This window comes from Cellulomonas sp. SG140, from assembly GCF_025770785.1.
In the GTDB taxonomy this organism is placed as follows: domain Bacteria; phylum Actinomycetota; class Actinomycetes; order Actinomycetales; family Cellulomonadaceae; genus Cellulomonas.
In genome coordinates, this window is the sequence record NZ_JANZLA010000001.1 from 82,222 (window position 1) to 99,535 (window position 17,314).

General features: G+C 74.0%; 12 protein-coding genes. 5 read left to right on the forward strand and 7 right to left on the reverse strand.

Annotated elements, in window-relative coordinates; genetic code table 11:
• Nucleotides 1-35: 35 nt before the first annotated feature.
• The 6 genes from N0B34_RS00415 to N0B34_RS00440 all read right to left on the reverse strand — a co-directional run bounded on the left by N0B34_RS00415 (nucleotide 36) and on the right by N0B34_RS00440 (nucleotide 8,173).
• Nucleotides 36-1,349 carry a glutamate-5-semialdehyde dehydrogenase gene (locus N0B34_RS00415; RefSeq protein ID WP_263729198.1) on the reverse strand — a complete coding sequence of 438 codons (1,314 nt, stop codon included), beginning with the start codon at nucleotides 1,347-1,349 and terminating at the stop codon, nucleotides 36-38.
• Nucleotides 1,346-2,512 carry a glutamate 5-kinase gene (proB, locus tag N0B34_RS00420; RefSeq protein ID WP_263729199.1) on the reverse strand — a complete coding sequence of 389 codons (1,167 nt, stop codon included), beginning with the start codon at nucleotides 2,510-2,512 and terminating at the stop codon, nucleotides 1,346-1,348. The genes N0B34_RS00415 and proB overlap by 4 nt, the downstream gene beginning before the upstream one ends.
• A gap of 34 nt (nucleotides 2,513-2,546) precedes the next feature.
• The gene (gene obgE / locus N0B34_RS00425; protein WP_263729201.1) at nucleotides 2,547-4,064 is read right to left on the reverse strand and encodes a GTPase ObgE; all 1,518 of its coding nucleotides are present in this window, start codon (nucleotides 4,062-4,064) and stop codon (nucleotides 2,547-2,549) included.
• A 122-nt stretch (nucleotides 4,065-4,186) separates the two neighbouring features.
• Nucleotides 4,187-4,444: a 50S ribosomal protein L27 gene (gene rpmA, locus N0B34_RS00430; RefSeq protein WP_263729203.1), complete on the reverse strand. Its 258-nt coding sequence runs from the start codon at nucleotides 4,442-4,444 to the stop codon at nucleotides 4,187-4,189.
• A gap of 44 nt (nucleotides 4,445-4,488) precedes the next feature.
• Nucleotides 4,489-4,797 (reverse strand): 50S ribosomal protein L21, encoded by a 309-nt coding sequence (rplU, locus tag N0B34_RS00435; RefSeq protein WP_263729859.1) that lies wholly within the window; start codon nucleotides 4,795-4,797, stop codon nucleotides 4,489-4,491.
• A gap of 214 nt (nucleotides 4,798-5,011) precedes the next feature.
• Complete coding sequence (locus tag N0B34_RS00440; RefSeq protein ID WP_263729204.1) at nucleotides 5,012-8,173, reverse strand: ribonuclease E/G; 3,162 nt, start codon at nucleotides 8,171-8,173, stop codon at nucleotides 5,012-5,014.
• Nucleotides 8,174-8,737: 564 nt separating this feature from the next.
• On the opposite strand from N0B34_RS00440, the gene N0B34_RS00445 reads away from it, so the two are divergent.
• From N0B34_RS00445 to N0B34_RS00465, 5 genes are read left to right on the forward strand one after another with little or no spacing between them, the layout of a single operon-like run.
• Entirely contained in the window at nucleotides 8,738-10,219 is a 1,482-nt protein-coding gene (locus N0B34_RS00445) for a cytochrome ubiquinol oxidase subunit I (RefSeq protein ID WP_263729207.1), read from the forward strand.
• 21 nt (nucleotides 10,220-10,240) lie between these two features.
• Entirely contained in the window at nucleotides 10,241-11,347 is a 1,107-nt protein-coding gene (gene cydB, locus N0B34_RS00450) for a cytochrome d ubiquinol oxidase subunit II (RefSeq protein WP_263729209.1), read from the forward strand.
• A 7-nt stretch (nucleotides 11,348-11,354) separates the two neighbouring features.
• Complete coding sequence (gene cydD / locus N0B34_RS00455; RefSeq protein ID WP_263729210.1) at nucleotides 11,355-13,016, forward strand: thiol reductant ABC exporter subunit CydD; 1,662 nt, start codon at nucleotides 11,355-11,357, stop codon at nucleotides 13,014-13,016.
• Nucleotides 13,013-14,851: a thiol reductant ABC exporter subunit CydC gene (gene cydC, locus N0B34_RS00460; RefSeq protein WP_263729211.1), complete on the forward strand. Its 1,839-nt coding sequence runs from the start codon at nucleotides 13,013-13,015 to the stop codon at nucleotides 14,849-14,851. The genes cydD and cydC overlap by 4 nt, the downstream gene beginning before the upstream one ends.
• On the forward strand, nucleotides 14,848-16,599 hold the full coding sequence (locus N0B34_RS00465; RefSeq protein WP_263729212.1) for a GAF domain-containing protein: 1,752 nt from the start codon (nucleotides 14,848-14,850) through the stop codon (nucleotides 16,597-16,599). Before cydC ends, N0B34_RS00465 begins: the two co-directional genes overlap by 4 nt.
• Nucleotides 16,600-16,656: 57 nt before the next feature.
• Here N0B34_RS00465 and N0B34_RS00470 read toward each other — a convergent pair whose 3' ends face one another.
• The gene (locus tag N0B34_RS00470; protein ID WP_263729860.1) at nucleotides 16,657-17,283 is read right to left on the reverse strand and encodes a response regulator; all 627 of its coding nucleotides are present in this window, start codon (nucleotides 17,281-17,283) and stop codon (nucleotides 16,657-16,659) included.
• Between the last annotated feature and the right edge of the window lie 31 nt (nucleotides 17,284-17,314).

The window sequence follows — 17,314 nt, forward strand, 5'->3', positions numbered from 1 at the left end:
ACGGGACGGCCAGTCTCTCACGGGTGCGGCACGGGTCACGGGCGGACGTGCCCGTCGCCGTGCACCACCCACTTGGTGGTGGTGAGCTCCGCGAGGCCCATGGGCCCCCTGGCGTGCAGCTTCTGGGTGGAGATGCCGATCTCGGCGCCCAGCCCCAGCTGGCCGCCGTCCGTGAACCGCGACGAGGCGTTGACCATCACGGCGGCCGAGTCGACCTCCGCGACGAACCGCTCGGACGCCGCGAGGTCGCGCGTGCAGATCACCTCGGTGTGGCCCGTGCTCCACGTGCGGATGTGCTCGAGCGCCTCGTCGAGCGAGTCGACCACGCGCACGGCGATGTCCAGCGAGAGGTACTCGGTGGCCCAGTCGACGTCCGTCGCCGGGACCGCCGTGACACCGTCCGGCACCAGCGCGAGCGTGCGCTCGTCCCCGTGCACCGTCACACCGGCCTGCCCCAGCGCGGCGAGCGCCGACGGCAGGAACGTCACAGCCGCGTCGGCGTGCACCAGGAGCGTCTCGAGCGCGTTGCAGACGCCGACGCGCTGCGTCTTGCCGTTCAGCAGGATGGCGGTCGCCGCCTGCGCGTCCGCCGTCGCGTCGACGTACAGGTGACAGTTGCCCACGCCGGTCTCGATCACCGGGACGCTGGCCTCCCGCACCACGGTGGCGATCAGGTCCGCACCGCCACGCGGCACCAGGACGTCGACCAGGCCCCGCGCGTGCATCAGCGCGACCGCACCCTCGCGCCCGTACCGGTCGATCGACTGCACCAGGTCGGCCGGCAGCCCCTGACCCTCCAGCGCCTCGCCGAGCACCCGGACGATCACCTGGTTGCTGTGCGCCGCGGCGCCCCCGCCACGCAGCACCACCGCGTTCCCGCTCTTCAGAGCCAGGCCGGCGGCGTCCACGGTCACGTTGGGCCGCGCCTCGTAGATCATGCCGACCACGCCCATCGGCACGCGCACCTGCCGCAGCCTCAGACCGTTGGGCAGCGTGGAGCCGCGGACCACCTCACCGACGGGGTCCGGCAGACCGGCGAGCTCGCGCAGCGCGTCGGCGATGCCTGACAGGCGAGGCGCCGTCAGCGTGAGCCGGTCCAGCAGACCGGCGCTGAGTCCGGCAGCACGACCAGCGGCCAGGTCCAGCTCGTTGGCCGCCAGGATCTCGTCCGTCGCGGTGAGCACGGCGTCCGCCATCGCGTGCAGCGCCGCGTCCTTGGTGGACCGGGTCGCAGTGGCCAGCGCCCGGGAGGCCGTCTTGGCACGCCGCGCGATCTCACGGACCTGGGCGTCCACGTCGCCGGTACGCCCGGCCGGCGCCACGGCAGCGGCGTCGAGGGAGAGGGTCATCGGTCCAGGGTAGCCCGGGCCCGACGGCGCATCAGGATCAGGTCGTCCCGATGGACGAGCTCGCGGTCGTACCCCGGTCCGAGCTCGGCCCGCAGGTCCTTGGTGCTGCGTCCCAGCAGGTCAGGGACCTCTTCGGCGGAGTAGGCGACGAGCCCCCGCCCGACGAGCGTGCCGTCCGGGCCGACGAGCTCGACCGGGTCGCCGGCCTCGAACTCGCCCTCGAAGCCGGTCACCCCGGCCGGGAGCAGCGACTTGTGCCGCTCCACCAGCGCCCGTACGGCTCCGTCGTCCAGCACGAGCCGGCCCCGGGTGCGCGCGGCGTGCGCCAGCCACAGCAGTCGCACGGACGAGCGCCGCCCGGTGGCGGCGAACCACGTGCCGACGTCCTCGCCGTCGAGCGCCGCCGCCGCCTGCGCCGCCGAGGTGAGCAGCACGGGGATCCCCGACTGGGTCGCGATCGCCACCGACTCGAGCTTGGTCACCATGCCGCCGGTGCCCACCGCGCTCCCCCGGCTGGTCACGTCGACGCCCTCGACGTCGGCGGGACCGGTGACCAGGGGGATGCGGACGCTGCCGTCTCGGTCGGGCGGGCCCGTGTAGAGCCCGTCCACATCCGTGAGCAGCACCAGCGCGTCGGCGTGCACCAGGTGCGACACCAGGGCGGCCAGGCGGTCGTTGTCGCCGAACCGGATCTCGTCGGTGGCGACGGCGTCGTTCTCGTTGATCACCGGTACGACGCCGAGGTCCAGCAGCCGGGCCAGGGCGCGGTAGGCGTTGCGGTAGTGGCCGCGGCGCACCGTGTCGTCGGCCGTGAGCAGCACCTGGGCGACGCGGTGCTGGTGGGCCGCGAACGCCCGCGTGTAGTGGGCGATCAGCAGGCCCTGTCCGACGGAGGCGGCCGCCTGCTGGGTGGCCAGGTCGCGCGGGCGCGCGACGAGCCCCAACGGCCCCATACCGGCGGCGATGGCGCCCGACGACACCAGCACCACCTGTCCCCCGGCACCGAGCCGGGCGGCCAGCACGTCGACGAGGGCGCGCAGCCGTTCCGGCTCGAGATGGCCGGTGCCGTCCGTCAGGGACGACGAGCCGACCTTCACCACGATCCGGTGGGCGGCGGGCAGCTGGGCCCTGGTCTGCAGCGAGGCGGCGCTCACGGCGGGCATTCTCCCGCGCACCGGCGCGCCGCCGCGCCGGCGGTCACCGGTCGGGATCGGTCCAGACGCCGGCCTCGCGCTCGGCCCACAGCTCGTCGCGCGCGGCGGTCTTGGCGTCCATCCGCTCCTTGAACTCGGCGCGCTTCTGGCCGCGCGTCGGTCGCGAGTGGTCGTCCAGCCGCATGTCGGTGCCGCGCGGCCCGCCCAGCAGCTCCGTGCCGGTCAGCAGCGTCGGCTCCCAGTCGAACACGACGGCGTTCGTCTCCGGTCCGATCCGCACCTCGTCGCCCGCCACGGCGCCGGCCTCGTACAACGCCTCCTCGACGCCGAGCCGGGCGAGCCGGTCCGCCAGGTAGCCGACGGCCTCGTCGTTGCTGAAGTCCGTCTGCCGCACCCAGCGCTCGGGCTTCCCGCCGCGCACGGCGAACCACACCTGACCGGCCGCCTCGCGGCGCGTCACGGTGAAGCCCGCCTCGTCCACGGCGCGCGGGCGCAGCACCACGCGGGTCGCCTCCGGCTCGGGCGCCGCGGCACGCGCGGCCTCGACCCGCTCGGCGAGAGCGAACTCGAGCGACCGCAACCCTTCGTGGCTCGCCGTGGAGACCTCGAACACGGGCAGGCCGCGGTCGACCAGGATCGGCCGCACCAGCTCGGCGAGGTCACGCGCCTCCGGCACGTCGATCTTGTTCAGCACGACCACCCGCGGCCGCTGCATCAGCGGCACGCGGCCACCCTCGATGCCGAGGTCGCCGGCGTAGGCGCCGAGCTCGGACTCGATCACGTCGAGGTCGCTGACCGGGTCGCGCCCGGGCTCGAGCGTGGCGCAGTCGAGCACGTGCACCACCACGGCGCACCGCTCGATGTGCCGCAGGAACTCCAGACCGAGGCCCTTGCCCGCCGACGCACCGGGGATCAGCCCCGGCACGTCCGCGACGGTGTACCGGGAGGCGCCGGCCTGCACGACCCCCAGGTTGGGCACCAGCGTGGTGAAGGGGTAGTCGGCGATCTTGGGGCGCGCCGCGGACATCGCCGCGACCAGGGAGGACTTGCCCGCGCTGGGGAAACCGACCAGCGCGACGTCCGCGATCGACTTCAGCTCGAGCACCACGTCGGCCGTCTCGCCCGGCTCGCCCAGCAGCGCGAACCCCGGCGCCTTGCGGCGCGGCGAGGCCAGCTTCTCGTTGCCCAGACCCCCACGGCCCCCGGCGGCGACGACGTAGCGCGAGCCGACGCCGACCAGGTCCGCCAGGACCTGCCCGTCCGTCGACTTCACCACGGTGCCGTCCGGCACCCCGATCACCAGGTCCGGAGCCGTGCTGCCGTCGCGGTAGTCCCCCATGCCCTGCGACCCCGGCTGCGCGCGCCGGTGCGGCTGGCGGTGCAGGTCGAGCAGCGTGGTCACCTGCGGGTCGACCACGAGGACGACCGAGCCGCCGCTGCCGCCGTCACCCCCGTCTGGTCCGGCCAACGGCTTGAACTTCTCCCGGCGGATGGAGGCGCAGCCGTTGCCACCGTCACCGCCCGTCGCGTGCAGCACGACGCGGTCCACGAACGTGGTCATCGCTCACTCCTCCCTGGTCCGTCGGTGCACCGGAACCCCGGTGCGGGTCGAGCTCGATGGTCACACGACGAAGGGGCGCACCGAAGCGGTGCGCCCCTTCGTCGACGACGGTGTGCCGGACGTCAGACCTCGGCCGTGACGACGTCGATCACCTTGCGGCCGCGCCGCGTGCCGAACGCCACAGCGCCCTCGGCCAGCGCGAACAGGGTGTCGTCCCCGCCGCGGCCGACGTTCACGCCGGGGTGGAAGTGGGTGCCGTGCTGGCGGACGATGATCTCGCCGGCCTTGACGACCTGACCGCCGAAACGCTTGACGCCGAGGCGCTGGGCGTTGGAGTCGCGACCGTTGCGCGAGGAGCTCGCGCCCTTCTTGTGTGCCATGACGAACCTGCTCTCGTACGACGAATGGTGACCGAGCGCGGGGCTCAGCCGATGGCGGTGACCTTCAGGCGGGTGAGGTCCTGACGGTGGCCCTGACGGCGGCGGTAGCCGGTCTTGTTCTTGTACCGCAGGATGTCGATCTTCGGCCCGCGCTCGTCGCGCACGACCTCGGCGGTCACGGTGACCTTGGCCAGCGCCTTGGCGTCGGCCGTCACCTTCTCACCGTCGACCAGCAGCAGCGCCGGCAGCTCGACGGTCGCACCCGCCTTGGCGGCGAGACGGTCCACGACGACGACGTCGCCGACGGCGACCTTCTCCTGGCGGCCGCCAGCCTTCACGATCGCGTACACCACGTTGCTGCTCATCTCTGCTCGTCGTCCTGCGTCCTGTACCTGCATGCCCCCGGAGCCCGCGCACACCCGTGGCCGCAGGCCTGGGGGTTCGCGTCGGCGTCCGCCGCTTGGATCCGGGCGCCGCGGACAACCGCGACACGGAACGAGCGAAGGCACGCACGGTCGGCACGCTGAGCGCGCCGACACACCAGGGTACGGACCGCGGGAGCGGTGGTCAAACCTGCTCGGGGCCGGTGTCAGCGCCCGTGTCAGCACCCGTCTCGGCGCCCGTCTCGGCCTCGGTGTGAGCGTCCGTCTGGCCGTCGGCCGCGAACACCTCCGGTGCGACCGGGGTCAGCGCGAGCGCCTCGGCGTCGCCCTGCTCGGTGCCAGCCGTCGGCTCGGCCACGACCGACGTCCCCGACGGCGGCTGCGGATCGGTGGTGACACCGCGCGCCGCGAGCTCGGCGAACACGTCGAGCACAGGGGTTGCGGCGGGCTCGACGTCCCCGGCCTCGACCACGGCCACCTCGACGGGAGCCGACGACGGCTCGTCCGACGCGGGCATCTCCGGCACGGCCGGGACGCCCTCCGCCCCCGGGTGCCCCTCCTGGGGTGCGTGCTCGTGCGCGTGCGCCGCGGCTGCGGCGATCGTCGCCAGCGTCGCCTTGACGGCCTCGCGCGCCTCGGGGAGGACGGGCACCACAGGCACCGCCGGCGTGGCCACGGGCTCGCCCGCGCCGCGCTTGCGACGCGAACGCTTCGCGGTGCCCTCGCTCGGCGCCGGCTGCTGCTGGCCGGCGTCCGGGCGCACGTTCCGCTCGATCGGGTCGGTGTGCACGATGAACCCGCGCCCGTGGCAGTGCTCGCAGGTCTCGCTGAACGCCTCGACCAGGCCCTGACCCACGCGCTTGCGGGTCATCTGGACCAGACCGAGCGACGTGACCTCGGCCACCTGGTGCTTGGTGCGGTCGCGCCCGAGGCACTCGACCAGCCGACGGAGCACCAGGTCCCGGTTCGACTCGAGCACCATGTCGATGAAGTCGACGACGATGATGCCGCCGATGTCCCGCAGCCTCAGCTGGCGCACGATCTCCTCGGCCGCCTCGAGGTTGTTGCGGGTCACCGTCTCCTCGAGGGTGCCGCCGGCACCGGTGAACTTTCCGGTGTTCACGTCGATGACGGTCATCGCCTCGGTGCGGTCGATCACCAGGGAGCCGCCGGACGGCAGCCACACCTTGCGGTCCATGCCCTTGGCCAGCTGCTCGTCGACGCGGTGCGCGGCGAACACGTCACCGGTGCCGGTCCACCGGCTGACCTTCGCGGCCAGGTCGGGCGCGAGCTCACCGATGTAGCCGGAGATCGTCGACCACGCGTCGTCGCCCTGGACCACCAGCGACGAGAAGTCGTCGTTGAAGATGTCGCGGACCACGCGGATCGCCATGTCCGGCTCGCCCTGCAGCAGCGCGGGGGCGGAGGCGCTGGCGGACTTCTTCTCGATCGCCTCCCACTGACCACGGAGCCGGGCGATGTCCGCGCGGAGCTCCTCCTCGCTGGCGCCCTCGGCCGCCGTCCGGACGATCACGCCGGCGGAGTCCGGCACGATGTCCCGCAGGATCTTCTTCAGCCGCGCACGCTCGTTGTCCGGCAGCTTGCGGCTGATGCCGGTCATCCCGCCGCCCGGCACGTACACCAGGTACCGGCCGGCCAGGGTGACCTGGCTCGTCAGGCGGGCACCCTTGTGCCCGATCGGGTCCTTGGTCACCTGCACCAGCACCGCGTCGCCCGACTTCAGCGCCTGCTCGATGCGGCGCGGCTGACCCTCGAGCCCGGCCGCGTCCCAGTTGACCTCACCGGCGTAGAGCACGGCGTTGCGACCCTTGCCGACGTCGACGAACGCGGCCTCCATGCTGGGCAGCACGTTCTGCACCCGGCCGAGGTACACGTTGCCGACCATCGACGCCTGCGCCTGGTTGGACACGTAGTGCTCGACGAGCACGCCGTCCTCGAGCACCGCGATCTGCGTGCGGCCGTTGGCCTCGCGCACCACCATCGCGCGGTCCACCGACTCGCGGCGGGCGAGGAACTCGGCCTCGCTGATGATCTGGCGGCGACGTCCGGCGTCGCGGCCCTCACGCCTGCGCTGACGCTTCGCCTCCAGGCGTGTGGAGCCGCGCAGCGCCGTCACCTCGTCGCTGCGGGTGCGCGACCGAGGCTCGCTCTCGGCGGAGTCCGTCCGGGCCCCGCGGCGACGACGGCGACGGCGACGGCTCGACGCGCCCTGCTCGTCCTCGGCGCCGTCCTCCTCGCCGACCTCGGCGGCCGGCTCCTCCTCGTCCTCGGACGGCTCGTCGGTCGCGCCGGCGAGCGGCTCACCGACCTCCGAGCGCGAACGCCGACCACGGCCGCCACGGCGTCGACGACGACGGGGTGCGCCCTGCTCGTCCTCCGGGGCCTCGGTGTCCAGGTCGTCCTCCGAGACGTCGAGGGCCTCGTCGCCGACGCCCTCCAGCTCGACGACCCCCACGGCCTCGTCGACGACAGCCAGCTCGGGCGTCTGCTCGCCTCGCCCACGACCACGGCGGCGACGGGAGCGGCCACCCTGCTGGCCCTCCTCGGCCGCCGGCGCCTCGGCGGCGGTCTCGATCTCGGCGACGGCCGCGTCGGCGCGCTCGGCGCGGCGCGCGGCCTCGGAGATCTCCTCGGGCGAGCCGGCACCCACCTGGGCCCGGCGGCGGCGCTGACGCGTCGCGGCGAGATCGGGCGCCTGGAACAGGAGCGCGGTCGTCGCCAGCCGAGGCGGCTGAGGCGCTTCGTACGATGCGGTGGACGGTGCCGCCGGCGTGGTCACCGCGGGCTCGGCCGCCGTCGGTGCCGCCTGCGAGTCCTCCTCGAGCTCCTCCGCGACGGTCTCGGGCCCGGCGGTCTGGACCGGCTCGACCTCCGCCGCCTCGTCCGGCGCTGCCGAGCGCGCACGGCCACCGGCCGGCCGACGGCTCGAACGGCGACGACCGGCGGGAACCTCCTCCGCCTCGGGCGCCACCGGCGCCTCGACATCGGGTGCGGACGGCTCGGCGGCCGCCTCCGGGGCGCCGGCCGCCGCGGTCCGGCGGACCGCTCGGCGGCGACGCGGTGCCGCGGACGGCTCCGCAGGGAGGTCGGACGCGGGAACGCTCGCCGTCCCGCTCGGGATCGCGGCCGCCTCGGCGGTCGGTGCGGCGTCAGCCGGCACGGCGGTGGCCGCGACGGGGACCTCCTGCTCGGCTCCCGCAGCTGTCGGGGTCGTCACCGGCGTCGGCGCCGCGACGGAGCGAGTGGCCCGGCGCCGACGCGGTCGGACCGTCTCACCCCCGCCAGCCTGGCCGTCGACGGGTTCGGGGGTGGTCTGCTCGGTCACGCGATGTGCTCCTGGGTACCCAGCAGCCCCGTGCCCACACGTCACGGTGCTGGTCGGGCGGTCGGTCGTCCTTCGGCACGGTGGCCGGGACGGAAGTCGGCGGTCGGGTCGCGGCCTCGCACGTCGGCGCCATCGCCTGCTGGCCCGGCTGGGCCCCGGTCTGGGGCGTCCTGCCTGGCCGAGCGGCGGCTGGCACGCGGGACGCGCCGGACTGCGAGCTCGGTGGACGGGAGGGCGGTGTGGGCGCCCGATGTCCGCCCCAAGTATCGCACAGCAGCCCTCCGGAGACGGGAGCGACGAGGCTGGTCCGCCCGACGAGGACACCCCGGGCCGCGTACGGGGCGTCCTCCCGTGGTCCGCCGCCGCCCGCACAGGAGGGTGCCGCGACACGCCGACGCCACGCCGTCAGGAAGACGACACCGCGTCGGCATACGTGACCTAGGTCCTAGGACCTCGGCCCTAGGAGCCCTAGCGTTCCGAACGGGCCCCGACCCCGCCGCGCGATCAGGTGCGACGGGCGCAGGGCCTGCCCCGCCGCCCGATCCTGGACCCCCGGAGACCTGCGTGGACGCGCTGACCCTGGCCCGCTGGCAGTTCGGTATCACCACCGTCTACCACTTCATCTTCGTACCGCTGACGATCGGTCTCTCGACCCTCGTCGCGATCATGCAGACGCTGTGGGTCCGCTCGGGCAAGACGGAGTGGCTACGCCTGACCAAGTACTTCGGCAAGCTGCTGCTGATCAACTTCGCGATCGGCGTGGCCACCGGCATCGTCCAGGAGTTCCAGTTCGGCATGAACTGGAGCGAGTACTCCCGGTTCGTCGGCGACATCTTCGGCGCACCGCTCGCGATGGAGGCCCTCGCGGCCTTCTTCATCGAGTCCACGTTCCTGGGCCTGTGGATCTTCGGCTGGGACAAGCTGCCGAAGCGGGTCCACCTCGCGACCATCTGGCTCGTGGCCGGGTCCACCACGCTGTCGGCGTTCTTCATCCTCTCGGCCAACTCCTGGATGCAGCACCCGGTCGGGGCGACCTTCAACCCCGCGACGGGCCGTGCCGAGATGCACGACCTCGCCGCCGTGGTGACCAACCCGACGGTGCTGGCGGCCTTCCCGCACACGATCGCGGCAGCCTTCCTGACCGCCGGCACCTTCGTCGCGGCGGTGTGCACGCTGTGGATGGTCCGGCTGGTGCGCCGGGGCGACGCCGACCGGGCGCGCAGCGTCTACCGGCCGGGCCTGCGCCTCGGCCTGGTGGCCATCGTGATCTCGGGCATCGTCGTCGCCGGATCCGGGCACTGGCAGGCGCAGCTGATGTTCCGCCAGCAGCCGATGAAGATGGCCGCGGCAGAGGGCTTGGTCAACACCGAGACCCGCGTCCCGCTGTCCCTGCTGACGGTCGGCAGCCTGAACAACGACCCGGCCAGCGTGCAGCACCTGGTGCAGATCCCCTGCCTGACGTCGATCCTCGCCGACAACACCTGCAACTCCACGCTGAAGGGCGTCGCGGACCTGCAGAAGCAGTACGAGCAGAAGTACGGCACCGGCGTGGACTACATCCCCAACCTCGCGGTGACCTACTGGTCGTTCCGGCTGATGATGGCGTTCGCCGCATTCGCGGCGCTGCTGGCCCTGATGACGCTGTGGCTGACGCGCAAGGGCCGGGTCAGCGACAACGTCTGGTTGCGTCCCGTCGCCATGGCGGCACTGCCGACGATCTTCCTGGCGTCGAGCGCCGGCTGGATCTTCACCGAGATGGGCCGCCAGCCCTGGGTCGTCGCGCCGAACCCCAACCCCGAGGGTGCGGACATGGTGTGGCAGCTGACGATGCGGGGCGTCTCGACGCAGGTGAGCGCCGGCTCCGTGGTGACCTCACTGGTGCTGTTCACCCTGCTGTACGGAGTGCTCGCCGTCGCGTGGTACCGGCTGATGCGCCGGTACGTCGCGGGCGGCGTCGACGACGCCGGCCTCGGCGCCGAGACCCCCGCGGACGGTGGCGAGGGAACGACCACCGACGTCGACCGCCCGTTGTCCTTCGCGTACTGAGACCGCCGGAGCCTTCAGACCATGAGCCACGAGACCCTGCAGATCCTTTGGTTCGTCCTCATCGCCGTCCTCTGGACCGGGTACCTGGTCCTCGAGGGGTTCGACTTCGGCGTCGGGATGCTCCTGCCCTTCCTGCCGCGCGACGAGCGTGAGCGCCGCGTGATGATCAACACCGTCGGCCCTGTGTGGGACGGCAACGAGGTGTGGCTGCTCACTGCGGGCGGCGCGACGTTCGCCGCCTTCCCGGAGTGGTACGCCACCCTGTTCTCCGGCGCGTACCTGCCCCTGCTGCTGATCCTGCTCGCCCTGATCGCGCGCGTCGTGTCCTTCGAGTGGCGCGGCAAGATCAGCACCCCGAGGTGGCAGCGCAGCTTCTACTGGGGCCTGGTGCTCGGCTCGTGGGTCCCGGCCGTGCTGTGGGGCGTCGCGTTCGGCAACCTCGTCGCGGGCCTGAAGATCTCGCCCGTCACCAGCACGGTGAGCAACCCGGGCGCTGCCCAGGACATCACCCGGACCACGCTGCAGTACACCGGCGGGTTCTTCGACCTGCTGGGTGCCGGGCACGGCTTCGCCCTGCTGACCGGCGTGCTGACCGCCACCGTCTTCCTGGCCCACGGCGCGATCTTCCTGTCGCTGAAGACCGCCGGAGACCTCCAGTCGCGAGCCGCCGTGCTGGCGAAGCGGCTGTCCCTCGCCGCGCTCGGCGTCGGGGCCGTGTGGGCGATCTGGCTGCAGCTGGCCTTCTCGCGCAACGCCTGGACGTGGGCGGCGCTCGTGCTCGCGGCCCTCGCCCTCGCGGCATCTGCCTGGTTCGCGTGGGTCGGGACCCACGGGCGAGCGTTCGCCGCCTCGGCGGTGGCGATCGTGGCGGCCGTGGTGCTGATCTTCGGCGCGATGTTCCCCGACGTGATGCCGTCCAGCATCGACCCGGCGTACTCGCTGACCATCCACAACGCCTCGTCCAGCGCCTACACGCTCACCATGATGTCGTGGGTGGCGCTGATCCTGACGCCGCTGGTGCTGGCGTACCAGGCGTGGACGTACTGGGTGTTCCGCAAGCGCATCGGCGTGCACCACATCCCCGAGCAGGTGGACGTGACCTTCGAGAACGCCCCGTCGCTACGGTGACGGCCGCGTGAGGCCGCTCGACCCGCGGCTGCTGCGCTACGCCCGCTCCGCGCGGGGCTACGTCGCGCTGACCGTCGGCCTCGGTCTCGCGATGGGCGCCCTGGTGGTCGCGCAGGCGCTGCTGCTGGCCCACGCGCTCGGGGGTGCGGTGCAGCACGGCGCCACGCTCGCATCGCTCTCGGGGACCGTCCTGGCCCTGGTCGGCGTCGTCGTCGGTCGCGGCCTGGTCACCACGGTGCAGGAACGGTTCGCGCACCGTGCGGCCACACGCGCGGTGGCCGAGCTGCGCAGCGGCGTGGTGGCCCGGGCAGCGGACCTCGGGCCGCGATGGCTCGCCTCGGGGCAGGGGCCCGCGGTGGTGACCCTCTCGACGCGCGGTCTGGACGGCCTCGAGCCGTACTTCGTCCGGTACCTGCCCCAGCTGGTGCTCGCGGCGACGCTGACGCCGGGCACGCTGCTGGTGGTGCTCGGCCTGGACTGGGTGTCGGCGGCGATCCTGGTCGGCACGCTCCCGCTGATCCCGCTGTTCATGGTGCTGATCGGTCAGCTGACGCAGGGGCGCTCCGCCCGCGGCCTCGAGGCGATGCAGCGGCTCGGCGCCCAGGTGCTCGACCTGCTCGCGGGGTTGCCCACGCTGCGCGCGTTCGGTCGGCAGCGCGGGCCTGCCGCACGCGTACGGGCACTCGGCGACGCGCACCGGCGGTCGACCATGGCGACGTTGCAGATCGCGTTCCTGTCCGGGATGGTGCTCGAGCTGCTGACCACCCTGTCCGTCGCGCTCGTCGCGGTGGCGATCGGGCTACGCCTGGTGAGCGGCCGGCTGGACCTGGTGACGGGCCTGGCGGTGCTGATGCTCGCCCCGGAGGTGTTCTGGCCGCTGCGGCAGGTCGGGGCACAGTTCCACGCGGCCGCCGACGGGGTGGCCGCGGCCGAGGCGGCGTTCGCAGTCCTCGACACCCCGGTGCCCGCTCGCGGCACCCAGGCCTGCCCGGACCTGTCCCGCTCGACGCTGCGGCTCTCCGACGTGGGCGTGCGGTCCGCCGGGGGTCTGACACCGGCCCGCCTCGACCTGGAGCTGGTCCCGGGCACCGTGGTGGCCCTCGTCGGGCCCTCCGGCGTGGGCAAGACGAGCACCGTCGAGGTCCTGCTGGGCCTGCTGGCGCCCGACCACGGCACCGCGCGCGTCCAGACGCCCGACGGCGGCTGGCTGGACCTGTCCGACGTCGACCGGCGCAGCTACTGGGACCAGGTGAGCTGGCTGCCGCAACGGCCGGTCCTCGAACCCGGCACCGTGCGGCAGCTCGTCGGCGGTCACGACGACGACGCCCGGTCGCGCGCTGCGGCTCTCACGGGACTCGATGCCGTCGTGGCAGCCCTTCCCCACGGATGGGACCAACCGCTCGGGACAGGGGGCTCCGGCCTGTCCGTCGGTCAGCGGCAGCGCGTCGCGCTGACCGCCGCGCTGCTCGCGGACGCGCCGCTGGTGGTGCTCGACGAGCCGACGGCGCACCTCGACGCGGCCGGCGAGCAGGTGGTCCTCGCAACCGTCGCCGCGCTGCGCGCCGCGGGCCGCACGGTGCTGCTCGTCGCCCACCGGCCCTCGCTGGTGGCCGGCGCCGACCACGTCGTCACGGTGCACGCCGAACGCGCCGCCGAGGTGGTGGCGTGAGCACGGACCAGCCGCTCTCGGCGCGCCGTGCACCCGTTGACGGCGTCGGGGCCGACCGCCCGCCCCGCGGCACCCTGCGTCGCGCCCTCCGGCTGCTGGAGGTGCCGCGCGGCCGCGCGCTGCTCGCGGTGCTGGTCGGCACGCTGGCCCTGGGCTGCGCCGTCGCGCTGGCGGCGGTCTCGGCCTGGCTGATCGCGCGAGCCTCTCAGATGCCTCCGGTACTGCTGCTGTCCGTCGCCACGGTCGCCGTGCGGACCTTCGGCATCGGCCGCGGGGTGCTGCGCTACTGCGACCGGCTGGTGTCGCACGACGTGGCGCTGCGCGGCATGACGACGCTGCGCACGACGCTGTACGACCGCCTGGCCGAGGGACGCGCCGACGCCACCCTCGGCCTGCGTCGTGGCGACCTGCTCGCCCGGGTCGGTGCCGACGTCGACGCCGTCGGCGACGTGGTGGTGCGCGGCCTGCTGCCCGCCGGCGTGGCACTGACGCTCGGTGTCGGCACCGTCACCGCCATGGCCTTCTTCTGGCCGCCGGCCGCCCTGGCGCTGGCCGTGTGCCTGCTGCTGGCCGGCGTGGTCGCCCCGGCGCTGACGGTCCGGGGCGCACGCGCCACCGAGCGGCGGGCGGCGCACGCCAGGGCCGACTCGTCCGCCGCGGCGCTGTCGGTCCTGGACGACGCCGGTCCGCTGCTGGTGTCCGGCCGCCTCGAGGCCCGCCTGGGCGCGGTGCGCGCGGCGGACGCCCGCGTGGCCACGGCCGTCGACGCCGGTGCGCGACCGACGGCCCTGGCGGCCGGGATCGGCACCGCCGCCACGGTCCTGGCAGCGGTGGCGGCGCTGGTGACCGGCGTGCCCGCGCTGCGCGCCGGGCTGCTCGCGCCCGTGGAGCTGGCGGTGATCGTGCTGACACCGCTCGCGGCGTTCGAGGCGACTGCGCTGCTGCCGGCAGCGGCCGTGCAGGTGCAGCGGTCCCGGGTCGCAGCAGCGCGCATCCTCGCGCTGCTGGACGCCGCAGAGGCCCCGGTCGTGGACGCAGGCGACGCCGTGCCGGCGGGGACGAGCGGCGGCCCGCACGTGCTGCGCGCGCGCGACCTGGCCGTCGGCTGGCCCTCGCGGTCGCCTGCGCTGACCGGCGTCGACCTCGACCTCCGGCCGGGCCGCACCGTCGCCGTCGTCGGACCGAGCGGCATCGGCAAGACGACCCTGCTGCTGACGCTCGCCGGTCTCCTCGATGCCCGCCACGGTTCCGTCGTGCTCGACGGGACGCCGCTGCGGATGCTCGGCGACGCGGACCGGGCGGCCGGCGTCGTCGTCACCACGGAGGACGCGCACGTGTTCGGCACCACCGTCCTGGAGAACCTCCGCGTCGCCCGTGGCGACGTGACACCGGACCAGGCCCGGGCGGCGTTGCAGCGTGTCGGTCTGGGCACGTGGCTCGCCGGCCTTCCGGACGGGCTCGACACGCTGCTCGGCCCCGATGCGCGCACCGTCTCCGGCGGCGAGCGTCGTCGGCTGCTCCTCGCCCGTGCGCTGCTCGCCCCGGCACCCCTGCTGCTCGTCGACGAGCCCGCCGAGCACCTCGACCCCGCGACGGCGGACGCCCTGGTCCACGAGCTGCTCGACCGGCCGACGGGCTGGGACGGCAGCCCGCGCGGGGTGGTCGTCGTCACCCACCGCCTGGCGCCCCTCGCCGCCGCCGACGAGGTGCTCTGGCTCGCCGACGGCACCGTGGCGGCGCGTGGCACCCACCAGCAGCTCCTCGACGGGACCCCGGGCTACCGTGAGGCGGTGGACCGCGAGCGGGTCGCGGTCGAGCCACAGGAGCGTGCATGACCGCAGTCCCTGCGCCCGGTCGCCAGGTGGGCGCCCCGTTCGAGCACGGTGTGCTCACGGAGGCCGGCACGCATCCCGCGACCCTCACCGGCGACGGCCTGACCGACCTGATGCAGGCGATCCTCTCGGTGGCCGGCGAGCTGGAGCTGTCGGCCGTCCTCGAGCGGTTCGTCCAGGTCAGCGCCGAGCTGACCGGTGCGCGCTTCGGTGCGATCAACGTGCTGGACAACCGCGGGGCCTCGACCACGTTCGTCTACACCGGCGTCCCCACGGCGATCGCCCGGATGCTCGCGCGGCCGCCGCACGCCCAAGGCGTCCTCGGCCAGATCCCCGACGAGGGGGCCCTCCGGCTGACCGACCTCACCAAGCACCCGGCGTTCCGCGGCTGGCCGGCCAACCACCCGCCGATGGGCTCGTTCCTCGGCGCCTCCGTGCGGGTGCGCGACCGCGTGTTCGGCCAGCTCTACCTGTCCGAGAAGCTGGACGGCAGTGCCTTCACGCAGCAGGACGAGGACACCGTGATCGCCCTCGCCGCCGCCGCCGGTGTCGCCGTCTCCAACGCCCAGCTGTACGCCGAGTCCGGTCGGCGGGAGCACTGGCTGCGCGCCGGTCAGGAGATCACGACGATGCTGCTCGAGGGCATCGACGAGGAGGAGGCCCTCGAGCACATCACCCGCACCGCGCGCGACGTGGCCGGTGCCGACACCGCGGCGCTCGCGCTGCCGGGCCTCGCCGGCGAGCTGCTGATCGAGCTGGCCGACGGGCACGACGCCGACAAGCTGCTCGGCCAGGTCATGCCGGAGGGCGGCCGTGCGTGGACGGTGATGAAGGAGGGCAAGGGGCTGATGACACCGTCCCTGTCCGCCTCCCGCACCGTGACGCTCGCGGCGATGCGCGCCTTCGGGCCGGCGATGTTCGCCCCGTTGCAGACGTCCGGACGTGGCGTCGGCGTGCTGATCCTGCTGCGCCGCGTGGCCTCCCTACCGTTCGACGAGGGCGACCTGGTGACCGCCGAGTCGTTCGCGTCCCAGGCCGCGCTGGCGTACGTGCTGGCGGAGGCCCGTCACGCCCAGGACGTCGCGGCGCTGCTCGACGAGCGCGAGCGGATCGCCCGGGACCTGCACGACCTGGCGATCCAGCAGCTGTTCGCCACCGGCATGCAGCTGGAGACGGTGCGCCGGCGCTCCGCCCGCGGTGTCGACGCGCACGAGCTGACCGCCATCGTCGAGGAGGCCCTCGACAACGTCGACGAGTCGGTGCGGCAGATCCGTCACATCGTGCACGAGCTGCGCGACCCGGACGCCGCCACCGGTCTGGTGGAGCGCCTGCGCCGCGAGGCGTCGCTCGCCCGGACCGGCCTCGGCTTCGCCCCGTCCCTGGTCATCTCCCTCGAGGGCGCCATGCTGGGCGCGGACGACGTCGAGGCCGAGGACCTGCTGGACGAGCGGCTCGACGCGCAGCTGACCGACGACGTGGTCGCCGTCGTGCGTGAGGGGCTGGCCAACGCCGCCCGGCACGCGCACGCCTCGTCGGTGACCGTGTCGGTGTCCGTGCGCGGCAGCGGACCGCAGGGCACGGTGCTGGTGGAGGTGCAGGACGACGGCATCGGCATGCCGACGCGTCGCGACCGCACCTCCGGCACCGGCAACCTCGCGGCCCGTGCCCGTCAGCACGGCGGGACGTTCTCCCTCAGCACGCCGCCGGACGGGCGCGGGACGCTGCTGACGTGGCAGGCGCCGCTCCCCTGAGCCGCGCCGGAGACGCCGGTGGCCGACCCGCCCGGTCGGGTGGCCGGCGCCCGGCCGTCAGTGACCGGGCTCGGCCCGCCAGCCGGAGTGCTTGCGCGCCGCCACCCAGGCGGCCACCTGCGTGCGCCGCTGCAGGCCCATCTTGGCGAGCAGCGACGTGATGTGGTTCTTGATCGTCTTCTCGGCGACACCGAGCCGGTCGGCGATCTCGCGGTTGGACAGACCGTCGCCGATCAGGTCCAGCACCCGCAGCTCGCTCGGCGTGAGGTTCTCGGTCGGGTCCTCGTGGCCGGCCCGCCGGCGGGTGACCGTCCGCTCGTCCAGCAGCGTCCTCCCGGCCGCGACGGCGCGGATCACGTCGGTGATCTCGGCGCCTCGCACGCTCTTCAGCAGGTAGGCCGCTGCGCCGGCGTCGAGCGCCTGCGCCACCGCGTCGTCGTCGTCGAACGACGTCAGCACGATGGCCTTGCTGTCCGGCAGCGTCTCGCGCACCGCGCGCATCAGGTCGATGCCCGTCCCGTCCGGCAGCTGCAGGTCCACGAGCAGCACCTGCGGGCGCACCAGCGCGGCCCGGCGGGCGCCGTCGGCGACGGAGCCGGCCTCGGCGACGACGGTCATTCCGTCCGTGCGCTCGACGACCTCGGCTATGCCGCGGCGGACGACCTCGTGGTCGTCGACGATCATGACGCTGATGGGGCGTTGGCGGTCGATGCCC